The organism is Draconibacterium orientale (assembly GCF_900111425.1).
Taxonomy (GTDB): Bacteria; Bacteroidota; Bacteroidia; order Bacteroidales; family Prolixibacteraceae; genus Draconibacterium; species Draconibacterium orientale.
In genome coordinates, this window is sequence record NZ_FOHT01000016.1 from 95,558 (window position 1) to 107,306 (window position 11,749).

General features: G+C 41.7%; 9 protein-coding genes. 1 reads left to right on the forward strand and 8 read right to left on the reverse strand.

The window, feature by feature from the left end; all coding sequences use genetic code 11:
- Positions 1-138 precede the first annotated feature (138 nt).
- Positions 139-1,086: a response regulator transcription factor gene (locus BMW53_RS10455; protein ID WP_051568019.1), complete on the forward strand. Its 948-nt coding sequence runs from the start codon at positions 139-141 to the stop codon at positions 1,084-1,086.
- Positions 1,087-1,101: 15 nt separating this feature from the next.
- Here the strand turns inward: BMW53_RS10455 and BMW53_RS10460 are convergent, their stop codons facing one another.
- The 8 genes from BMW53_RS10460 to dinB form a co-directional block, all read right to left on the reverse strand.
- Positions 1,102-2,352: a tetratricopeptide repeat protein gene (locus BMW53_RS10460; protein ID WP_081804901.1), complete on the reverse strand. Its 1,251-nt coding sequence runs from the start codon at positions 2,350-2,352 to the stop codon at positions 1,102-1,104.
- A gap of 52 nt (positions 2,353-2,404) precedes the next feature.
- Positions 2,405-3,823 carry a M56 family metallopeptidase gene (locus BMW53_RS10465; protein ID WP_081804900.1) on the reverse strand — a complete coding sequence of 473 codons (1,419 nt, stop codon included), beginning with the start codon at positions 3,821-3,823 and terminating at the stop codon, positions 2,405-2,407.
- The gene (locus BMW53_RS10470) at positions 3,816-4,202 is read right to left on the reverse strand and encodes a BlaI/MecI/CopY family transcriptional regulator (RefSeq protein WP_038561948.1); all 387 of its coding nucleotides are present in this window, start codon (positions 4,200-4,202) and stop codon (positions 3,816-3,818) included. The genes BMW53_RS10465 and BMW53_RS10470 overlap by 8 nt, the downstream gene beginning before the upstream one ends.
- A 98-nt stretch (positions 4,203-4,300) precedes the next feature.
- Positions 4,301-5,050, reverse strand: coding sequence for an energy transducer TonB (locus BMW53_RS21310; protein ID WP_051568018.1), 750 nt, complete (start codon positions 5,048-5,050; stop codon positions 4,301-4,303).
- Between the two features lie 33 nt (positions 5,051-5,083).
- On the reverse strand, positions 5,084-5,773 hold the full coding sequence (locus BMW53_RS10480; RefSeq protein WP_038561946.1) for an energy transducer TonB: 690 nt from the start codon (positions 5,771-5,773) through the stop codon (positions 5,084-5,086).
- Positions 5,774-6,010: 237 nt separating this feature from the next.
- Entirely contained in the window at positions 6,011-6,799 is a 789-nt protein-coding gene (locus tag BMW53_RS10485) for an amidohydrolase (protein ID WP_217642933.1), read from the reverse strand.
- A 282-nt stretch (positions 6,800-7,081) separates the two neighbouring features.
- Positions 7,082-10,099 carry a DNA polymerase III subunit alpha gene (locus BMW53_RS10490; protein WP_038561941.1) on the reverse strand — a complete coding sequence of 1,006 codons (3,018 nt, stop codon included), beginning with the start codon at positions 10,097-10,099 and terminating at the stop codon, positions 7,082-7,084.
- A 144-nt stretch (positions 10,100-10,243) separates the two neighbouring features.
- Positions 10,244-11,458 (reverse strand): DNA polymerase IV, encoded by a 1,215-nt coding sequence (gene dinB / locus BMW53_RS10495; protein WP_038561938.1) that lies wholly within the window; start codon positions 11,456-11,458, stop codon positions 10,244-10,246.
- Between the last annotated feature and the right edge of the window lie 291 nt (positions 11,459-11,749).

Genomic DNA, 11,749 nt, shown 5'->3' on the forward strand with positions numbered 1-11,749 from the left:
TAATTGTTATTCAAATCTACTGCATATCTCAAAAAAATCCTTCCTACTAAAGTTGGATTTAGGTTTTTCACTACTTTCGTAGTTAGCGCCACAAGCGCAAAGTGCGTAAAATTGCGTTGCACTACTTAAGTAGTTTTTATGTGGATAAAAATTTTAGCATACATCGTTACATTTATTGTTTCTGCCGGAATTTCGGCTTTAGGAATAATGCTCGCTTACCAGCAATACCAGCAAAACAAAAAGCCAATTTTCACTACTTTGCTGTATCAGCAAATATTTCTTTTTTCCTTTCTTTTTTATGGAGTATGGGGAAATATAAGCCTCCGGATGGTTATTGCCGATTTAAATATTGGCGAGGCTCTAAGTGCCAAGTTGGCCGTTTTTATACCCATTATTGGAATACCGTTTATGGTGGTTAGCTGGTTTATGCTTTTAAAATTTGCCAATAATTGCAACGGACGCCGGCTAACAAAAACCTTCATCTTTACCTTCTTTCCTACTTTTGTAGTGTTGGCTTTTGCCCTGGTTTTTCTCATTCAGAAAGAATATATCTATGTGCCTGAAAATGCAGATCTTTTTGTAGTACGGATTTTAGTAGTATTAAATCTGGTGGTGCATTTGTTTTTCCTGTTACCGTTTTTCAGAAAAACAAAAGACGCAGGTTTGTTAAAGGAAAGCGGACTCGACAAAAATCAGGTACTGATTGTTTTTGCAGCCACCTTACTTTATTCCTGCGTGATGTTCTTTTTCAACCGGTTCGGATATATTTCTACTTGTATAGCCCTGGTTGTTTTGTTTGCCAGCAACCTGGTTCTTCCGGCAATTATTCGCCTGAACAATCAAACCACGCCCGAAAATGGGAACATGGATTTTCAGTCGTTTTGCAGCTTTTACGAAATATCGAAACGTGAAGCAGAGATCATTCAGGAAATTTGCAGCGGAAAATCGAACAAAGCAATTGCCGATAAATTGTTTATCACCTTACAAACGGTAAAAGACCATAACCACCGGATCTTCACCAAAACCGGCGTAAAAAGCCGGGTTCAGTTGGCCAATCTGGTACGCGAAAAAACAGGTGAAAATTAATTGGGTTTCACCAAATTATTCATCAAAAAACAGATCCTCTTTTAATTTTTCAATCCGCTCCAATGCATAAATGGCATTTTTCGCACCTTCACCCGATTCAGTCAAATAAATCCGATAATAGTTCATTGCCAGCGTTTTATTCGAGTTATATTCTTCGTAAGTGGTTGCAATTTCAAAAAGCACTTCTGTTTTCCCGGGATTCAGTTCGTAAGCTTTTTTCAATGCATCAATCGATTCTTTAAACTGTCGTTGCTGACCATACATTTGACCCAGGTGATGATACATTTCCGACACATAATCGGGTACTGTTGCCTCAATTGCAAAAGTCATCAGCTCAATGGCATCGTCGTAATTTTTCAGTTTGCGATTACACAAACTTTGGTAGTACATTACCAGCGGATCGTTCGGATTGAGCAATTTTAAGTCGCCAAAAATATCCAGTGCCTTCGCTTCCTGCTCGGCAAAGTAAGTGCAAATACCGTAATTCATCAATGTTTCAAAAGCCGGTTGTTTTTCCTGCTCCAGGTATTTCTCGAACTGTAACATTGCCGGCCCGTAACGTTTTGTTTTATAAAAGAACATCGCCTTTTCAAACAGCAAGTCTTTATCAGCCGGAAACTGTACCAGGCCTGAATCGATGGTAGCCATTATTTCGTTGGCCTCCTTTTTCCAGTTATAACAGTGTATCAGATTTATGTAAGTTCCATGATCGCGGGGATTCGCCTCAAGCACTTTTTCGTACAGATCGCGTGCCTTTTCGCGTTGAAAAACACGGTACGAACAATACGCCAACTGTTTGTTCCAGTAAACGTTACTCGAATCCTTTTCATAAATTCCGGAGAAAACGTTGAACGCTGTTTTATAGTCATCCATATTAATGTGAACGCGTCCGAGCTTTCCGGCCAAAGCCAGGTTATTCGGCTCAACCTGCAGCGCTTTCTCGTAAAATGCAACAGCATCGCGGTTGTTGCCCAAAATTGAAAAACATTCGGCCGTTTCTTCCAGCATTGTAATATTGTTGGCATCGTGCTGAAGTCCGTTCAAAAAAGCCTCTAGTGCTTGTTGGTAATCCTGCAGGTTTTTATAAACCAATCCTTTTTTATAAAACAATTCAGCCGAAGGATTTGCAGCCAGCTCCTTTTCGATCTCTTGCAAAGCTTTATCGTAGCTCTTTTCAATTATAAGCAGATCGATTTTGCGCTGTGCCATTGTGGTGCCAACAGCACACAACATGATGATTAATAGGGTTAAAAGATTTAATCGCATATTCTTTTATTCATTAGTATTATCGGTTGAAGAGGTATTTTTCTGTATAAATTTACTGAAGAACAAAATTGATTGGCACGGTATAACTCACATTAACCGGCTCCCCGCGCTGATATCCGGGCTTCCATTTGGGTAAGGAATTAACCACACGTAATGCCTCTTTATCTATCGATGGATCAACTCCCCGCGCTATTTTTGCATTGGCAATTGTGCCCTCGGTTGTTACCACAAAACTTACGTAAACTTTACCCTGCACTCCATTTTTAATAGCAATATCAGGATATTTGATCGAGCTGGCAATGTATTTACGCAAGGCCAAATCGCCTCCCGGAAATTCAGGCATTTCTTCAACGATAAAAAATATCTGGTCATTTTCCTCCAGCTGGCGCGGCTCTTGCTCTTTACTTTTTACCAGAAAAACAGCGCCGGTACTATCGGTATTAAATTCGTATTTATTCTTGTCGTTTAGCAGGGCATGTAAAAATTCCAAATCATCCTGTTTACCCTCCAGTTTCATACCCTCATCAGCCAACCGGATGATGATTTTTCGATCGTTACTATCCTCTACTTTTTTTACCTGAACGGCTTCTTTTTGTTCGCAGGCAAAAATTACAACCAATGCCAGCAGCGAAACAAATCCCAAAATATATTTCAGATTGGCCAATTTTGATGAACGGATTTTTGAAATCATTTGAATCCGTTTTTTTATCAGCGATGAATTGAAATTATTGGCAATATCCAGCTGCACACCAACTGCCTGACTTAAAAGCAATTGTTTATACTGAGCCGAACTTATTCCGGAGTTAAGAACCGCATGGTCGGCCAGGTATTCGTGATTTTCGCGGATGGCACGTTTTAGCATCCACATAAACGGATTAAACCACTGAAAAACAGTAAGAATTTCAAGAATTAGTACATCAAATGTGTGTCCCTGTTTGATGTGTTCCATTTCGTGGGTCACCATTTTTTCGTAACCGGCTTCTTTTCTCCTGTTTGGATTGATAAAAATATAACCCAAAAACGAAAATGGGCTGATTTTTTTATCAACCATCACAAAACGATAATTATCAATGTATTGAATCTCATTTTTGGAGATGATCAGTAAAATCTGAATGATCCGAAAAATTGTTCTGCCTAGAAAAAATATCAATCCCAATAAATAGATAAGAATGATAATTTTGCTTGAACTGATAGATTGTACCATTGCGCCGGACAGATCTTGTCCGTAAATGGTAACCGCCTCTAAAACATTCCGATACGGTGTTACGGTAACTTCGGCCAGCATATTTGATTGTGGTGCGTAAACCCGGAAATGCAAAAATGGTAGAAGTACAGAAAACAAAATGGAAAAAAGCAGGAAAAGCCGGTTTAAACGGAAAAATGTTTCTTTCCGTAAAAACAGCACGTAAATAAGCGCCAGTAGCGACAAGCTTATTCCCGATTCGATAATAAAATTTACCAAATTATTCATCGGTGTTCCGGTTTTCGTTTTCTATATCGCGTTTCACATCCTCCATCAGTTCATCCAGTTCCGATAAACTCATGTTGTCTTCCTTGGCAAAAAACGAAACCATTTCTTGGAACGATCCGCTAAAATAATTTCGCATAAAATTCTTCATAAACGAACGGGTATATTCTTTTCGCGAAATGAGAGGAAAATACTCATGAGTTTTACCGTAGGCGTTGTGCCCCACAAAACCTTTCTTTTCCAAAATGCGCACAATTGTAGAAACCGTATTATACGCGGGTTTCGGTTCAGGCATTTCTTCTATAATGTCTTTAACAAATGCTTTTTCCAGTTTCCAGAGCAACTGCATTACCTGTTCTTCGGCCTTGGTAAGTTCCTTCATTTTGTTCGTTTATTTTTGATTTCTGCTAAACTACAAAAACTGTACCTAAAAATTTAGTTAATAAACTATCATTTTAGGTACAGTTGAAATATACGCGATTAGTTTAAGGCAAAATTTATTGGAACCGTGTACTGAACACGAACAGGTTCACCACGTTGTTTTCCCGGTTTCCACAGGGGCAAATTTTTTATTACACGAAGTGCTTCTTTATCCAACGATGGATCTACGCCTCTCGCTATTTTTGTTTCACCTACTGAACCATCCTTTTCCACAACAAAGGTAACATACACTTTGCCCTGTATCTTATCTTTTTTTGCAACATCAGGATAGGTAACTGAGTTGGCAATATATTCGCGCAAAGCTTCGTCTCCACCCGGAAATTCGGGCATATCTTCAACAATAAAAAATACTTGGTTAACACCTTCTCCGTGTGATGTTTTTTCCTCTTTTGCGGCTTCTCTGTCAAGGGCAAAGTTAATGGGCACGGTATAACTTACCTTTACAGCAACACCTTTTTGCTTGCCGGGTTTCCAGGTTTTATCCAGTGCATTCATAACGCGCAATGCCTCTTTATCCAGGGATGGATCAACGCCTCGAGCTATTTTTGCATCTTCAATTTTACCTTCTTCGTTTACAACGAAAGTAATGTAAATTTTTCCATGAATTCCATTCTCTTTAGCAGCAACCGGGTATTTTACCAACGCTGCAATGTCATTGCGAAGAGCCTCCTCTCCTCCCGGATATACAGGCATATCTTCAACAATCACAAATACGTTTTCCTTATCATCCTGCGCAAACACATTGATTGTCAGAAATAAACCCAAAATAATCAAAACAAAGTTCTTCATAATTCTTTTTATTAATGGTTAAATTTAAATTGCTTACTCCAGCCTAAATGTAATTTGTGCATTGTAATACACCTTAACCGGTTTTCCGCGCTGTTTACCTGGTTTAAAACGAGGCAGACTGTTTATCACACGCAGCGCTTCTTTATCCAGCGATGCATCTACCGGACGTAACACTTCTGCATTATTTACATTGCCTTGCTCATCAACTACAAACTTTACATATACTTTTCCCTGTATTCCGTTTTCCTGTGCAATTACCGGATAACGAACATGTGAATTGATGTATTGGTACAAAGCCCTCGTGCCTCCCGGAAATTCAGGAGACTCCTCCACAATCACAAATATTTCATCAACGGCCGCTTCTTCTTCTTCCATATTTTCAACAATTGGCTGCACCTCTATAATTGTTTCGTCATCAGCTTCGGTGTCCTCAATTATGAGTTCATCTTCAATTTCAATATCGTCGTCAACAATATTAAGCACCTCTATTACTTTAGGTGGTGGCGGTGGCGGCGGTGGTTTTACTTCCGGTTCCCGTGTAATCGGAATAATTTCTTCCTCTATTTCAAGCGACTGAATCATTCCCAGAGAATCTGCTTTCTTTGGTGAGCTTGTCCATTCAAATGCTGCTAGCATTGTTCCGAGTGCGACTACTAAACCAACTAAGAAAAAAGTATTTCTTTTTCCCTCCAGGTCTGCCTTTTGTGTTTTTTTCAATTCCATAATTATCAAATTTTGTTATTACTTAAAAATTACCGTTCACTAGCAGTAAAACAACATTTGCTTATGGCTGTCATTCAGTTATCCGTTATGTGTGCAAAAGTATAACTAATAAATTAGTTTTCAAACTAAATATTTAGTTATTTGTATTTACAAGATCATAACCAGCTAATATACTTACCATTAAAACAACTATAATTTTAGTTTAAAGAATATGAGATTGAGGGTAAAAAGAGAATCTTACAAAATTGAGAAAGTATCGCGATCGTTGAGCAGGGGGAATTTTTGTCTGAAATTGTGTAATTCGGAATAAGAGATATTATAGGTTTGAATGCTTTCAGAGTCGCCCATAAATTCGGGAAAACCTTTGGGTGAAATGCAGCCTGAATCGCCCAAATAATTTAAACCGATGCCATCCGTGCCAACGCGGTTAACGCCAAAACAATAGGCCTGATTTTCAATGGCTCGGGAAATAAGAAGGTTTTTCCAGACATGATGCCGTGCCGAAGGCCAATTGGCCATATAAAATACAACGTCGTAATCCTCGAGGTTTCGCGCAAACACCGGGAAACGGAGGTCGTAACAAATTTGTGGACAGAATTTCCAACCTTTGTATTCAACAATTAATTTGTCCTTTCCGGAAGCATAATGCAAATGCTCCTGCCCCATGCTGTATAAATGGCGTTTATCGTACGTTTCAATTTTACCTTCAGGAAATACCCAAATCGCACGGTTGTATATCTTTCCTGCTTCTTCAATAATCAGGCTTCCAATAAGTGCTGCATTTTTATCCGAAGCAATTTGTTGCATCCATTTTACCGATGCACCATCCATTGTCTCTTTTAACTTTTCAGGCTGCATCGAAAAGCCGGTGGTAAACATTTCGGGGAGAATGATTACATCAGTTTGTTTGATGTTTTCCAGCATTCCTGAATATTTTTCCAGGTTTGCCTTAGCATTTTCCCAAATGATATCGGGTTGTATAATGGTTATTTTCAGGTTTTCCATATTGTTTCTCGCAGATTTCATCTCCCATTCAAATGTAGTTAGAAGAAATTTGAATTGGAAAAGATATGTGTAAAAGTATTAGTGGTTTTTGGCTTGGTGGTTTATTTTAAACACCAAGGCACTAAGCCACAAAGAGATATTAAAGTTTTTTTTGCACCGTACTTTAGTGCGGTGATTAGTTGATGTGATAATAAATGGCTTTAGCCTTTAACTTTGAATTAAAGGCTAAAGCCATTTTGTTCTTCTATTTATTGTCGCCAAGCTAAAGCATGGCGCAAAACTATTGAGACACAATACAATTTATCAATTTAACAATTTCGCATCCTCAGCAACATTCGATCTTAGCAACTTACTTTTGTCCGGTGCCTTTAACCGTGTCGATGGTTCTTCCATATTCTCGTTGGGCAGGCGGTAGATTTCGGCGGCTTCGATACTGAGGAAACCAAATTCTTCCACCACTTTCCCTTTTATCAGGTAGCACCCACCACCCGAAAAAGGGTAACGCGCGGCAATCTCCGGAAACTGAACCGTGTCGATCCAGTGCCCTTTTAAATCGATGAACACGCCAAAACTCATAATTTTGCCATCGTTGGTGCGGGTGCGCTTTACATGCACCAGACTTCCCACAATAGCTACATTCTGGTTGATCAGAAAAGGCAGATCGGCGGCAGTGGTTGGCGGCAAGGGCATATTTTCCAGCAAATGGAAAGGTGAACAGGTAACCGGAAATCCCAGCAACTCAATTTCGTCGTAGGCATTTTCCAGCGGATGATAATACAATTCCGGGATTTTAAACTCCTTCACTTCCTGTTTAAACAAAGTTCGTTCGGGTGCAGTCTTTTTCGATTTCGACAGAATAAAATGCGCATTCCACAACAGTTCCTTTTTTGATTTCCGGGTAAAATTAAAGGCGCCAATCCGGATCAAAATACTCAACTGCTCCAGCGAAATGGGCACGCGCTCCAGAAAATCCTGTAAATTTTGGTAGTAACCACCACGGTAACGTTCTTTCAAAACAGTATTTATGGTATTTGTTTCGAGGCTTTTTAAAAATCCCAGGCCAAGATGAATAACTTTTCCGTCAATCACGGTTTGTTTTTCGCTGCGGTTAACACAGGGCGGAAAAATGGTTGCCCCGTGCATGCGCGCCTCATGCACATACAATTCGGTGCGGTAAAAACCGCCGCCGTTATTGATGGTTGCCACAATATATTCCAACGGATAGTACGCCTTTATAAACAGCGCCTGGAAACTCTCCACCGCATACGACGCCGAGTGCCCCTTGGAAAAGGCGTAATTGGCAAAACTCTCGATCTGCTCCCACACACGTTTTACCAAATCGTGGGCATAACCACGTTCGGCACAATTGGAGAAAAATTTATCTTTGATCTTTCCAAATTCGTTGCGCTGTTTGAATTTCCACGACATGCCGCGGCGCAAAATATCCGCCTCGGCCAGCGTGAGACCTGCAAAAAGGTGAGCCACTTTTATTACATCCTCCTGGTACACCATCACGCCATAGGTTTCTTTCAGTAAATTATAAAGTGCCGGTGCTTCGGCTTTAGCCGCCACACAACGACTGCGGTCGCGGTAACGCAAAATGTACTCGCGCATCATTCCACTTTGTGCCACACCCGGGCGAATAATGGAACTGGCCGCCACCAAACGCAGGTAATCGTCGGCCTCCAGTTTGGTTAGCAACATGCGCATGGCCGGCGATTCCACATAAAAACAACCGATGGTATTTCCATGCTTCAGCAGCTCTTTTATCTGCGGGTCTTCCTTAAACGTTTTCAGGTCGTGAATATCGATTTCGGCACCGGCATTCTCCTGCACCAGCTGAATGGCATCCTGAATTTTACTCAAACCACGCTGCCCCAAAATATCGAACTTAGCAAAACCAATGTCTTCGGCTTCGAGCATACTAAAATGAACGGTTGGAAAACCTTTTGGCGGCATAATCGTTGCCGAGTACGCACTAATCGGCTCCTCGGAAATAAGAATACCGCTGGAGTGCACACTCAAATGGCTCGGAAAACCGTGAATCAGTTTACTGTACTGCAATACCAGTTTCCCAATATCATCAAGACTGCTGAAATCTTTTACCTTTTGCAGTTTTTCAATTTCGTGCGTAGGCAAACCAAACACTTTTCCCAGCTCGCGAACTACTGATTTGTACTGGAAAGTGATGTAGGTTCCCACCAGTGCGGTGTGATTCCAGCCGTGCCGGTCGAAAATATAGCGGGTAATATGATCGCGGTCGCGCGAGGCAAAATCAATGTCAAAATCGGGCGGACTTTGCCGCGATGGATTGATAAAGCGCTCGAAATACAGGTCCAGTTCAATGGGATCGACATCGGTAATCCGCAGCAGATAGGCCACCATACTGTTGGCGCCACTTCCCCGCCCTACATAGTAACAACCTTCGCGGCGGGCGTACTCCACCAGGTCCCAGTTAATAAGAAAATACGAGGCAAAATCCATCTGCCGGATCACCTGCAACTCTTTCTCCATTCTTGCAACCACAGCCTCCGAAGGACTGCCAAATCGATATTTCAATCCTTTGTTCGCTAGTTTTGTAAGCAATTCAAAATCTTCTTCGGGTGAGTTGGTAAAACATTTTTTGTTTTTGGCTTTTTTAAAGGTAAAATGAATGGTGCAACTGTTAATCAGACGCTGTGTATTTTCAATAATATCCGGAAAATCGCGAAATACCTCCCTGATTTTTTCCTGCGGAAACATAATCTCATCCGGACTGGCTTCTTCGCTTTTAGGCAGGCGACTCAACAACGTATTGTTGTCCATCGTACGCAAAAGCCGGTGGATATTAAAATCGCGTTTATTGCGAAAAGTGACCGACTGCAACACAACCAGTTTTTCCCGGTGGTTTCGCAAGTCGCCAAATATTTTACTTATCTGCGTTGGTTTTACACCGATAAATTCATTCTCGTGCAACAGTTTTGGAGGTACTTTCCCAACCGGGTAAATAAAATACACGTCCTCCATTTCCGGAGCCCGTTCTGCAAAATCAGCTTCTTCGTGCAAATGCATTGTAAGGTGCTCGTTCAGCTTCTGAAAACCACTGTTATTTTGGGCAATGCCGATATATTGCTGCTGTGCGCCATTTCTGAAATCGATGCCCACAACCGGACGCAGATCTTTTCCTTCGCAGCGGCGGATAAAATCAATGGTGGCTGAAGTATTGTTGATATCGGTCAACACCAGCGAATTGTAGCCTTTTCCAATCGCTTCATCAATCAACTCGTCGATGGAAAGTGTGCCGAATTTGTAGCTGTAATAGGTATGGCTGTTTAGTAACATAAACAATGCGTAAATGCTTTAATGCGAGAATGCCTAAATCAGTTTCCAGTCACTGGTCACTAGCCATTGGTTCTGAACACTGCGACTACTCACTGATCATTTTTTCCTTCATTATTCTTAAATCGTTAATCATCATCACTTAATTCACATCCTCCGGTGTGCCGGAATTACCGGTGGCTGGCCGTTAAACGGATTTGCCATCTGTCCGATTCCGCGGGTTCCCAGTGTTGAGGCCCGTTGCACGGCATTTTGCCCATAACGATTCCGGATCTTATCCATGCGCTGGTACAGATTTATCAGTTTGGTATCGTCTTCAAACAGTTTCATCTGGTAACTTCCGCCCACCAAATGACTAAAACGCACACCCACCAGCCGCACCAAAACCCGGCGCGTGTACAACTGATCGAAAAGCTCCATCGTAGTCTGAATTAGCGTATGATCGAGCGAGGTGTAGGGAATGCGCTTTTGGCGGGTGCGGGTATCGAAATCGGAGTAACGCACGGTTACCGTAACACACGACGTTAGTTTATTTCCGTTGCGCAGGTAAAAAGCCAGTTTCTCAGCCATGGCCAGCAGCAGGTTTTTCAGCGCCTGCACATCAATAGTATCTTTCTCAAAAGTCAGCGACGAGGAAATGGATTTCCGCTCGTGATAAGGCTCCACCAACGAATTATCGATTCCCTGTGCCTTTTTCCACAGCACAATGCCGTTCTTCCCCATCACTTTGTCCATCAGCTCGATAGGCATCTCCTGGATGGTTTTCACATAACGGATTCCCATGCTCAGCAGCATTTTGTAAGTCTGGTCGCCCACCATCGGGATTTTTTTTACCGGCAGCGGTGCCAGAAACTCTTTTTCATGCCCGTATTCAATTTGCTGATAACCATTGGGTTTTATCTCGCCTGTAGCCACTTTCGATACCGTTTTATTGGTCGATAACCCAAAAGAAATAGGCAAATGCGTCTGATCGATAATGCGCTGACGCAACTCCTGCGCCCATTTGTAGCAGCCGTAAAATTTGTCCATTCCGCTTACATCAATATAAAACTCGTCGATGGATGATTTTTCGTAAAGCGGTGCTTCCTCTTTAATAATATCCGTTATCTCATCGGAGAATTTGCTGTAAATGGAGCTGTTTCCTTTTACCACAATAGCCTCGGGACAAAGCCGGCGGGCCATTTGCATGGGCATGGCCGAATGTACGCCATATTGCCGCGCTTCGTAACTGCAGGCCGCCACTACTCCCCGTCCACTGGTACCTCCGACCAACACCGGTTTACCAATCAACTCGCGGTTCATCAGCCTTTCGCACGACACAAAAAAGGTGTCCAGATCAATATGTACAATATTTCGATTCAAGATGTCGATATTTTCGTCAATTTTTCGACTATAATTTAGTCATTTTTTATTATATTTGGAAGGAAAAGTAGGAAGAAAAGATTGCTTCTCCGCTGGCTGGCGGATCGCAATGACGTAATTTGAATAGTGCATAGGGAGTTTGGGCGCGGCAAAGCCGCGCCCAAACTCCCCTCCGTTCTGATTTAATGAGTCATTGCGAGAGTCCACCCATTTTTAATGGGCATAATGAGGTAATGACAGTAGATATACCGAACTTAGCAGCAAGCCTGCACAGTTTGACCGTTCTTTGTA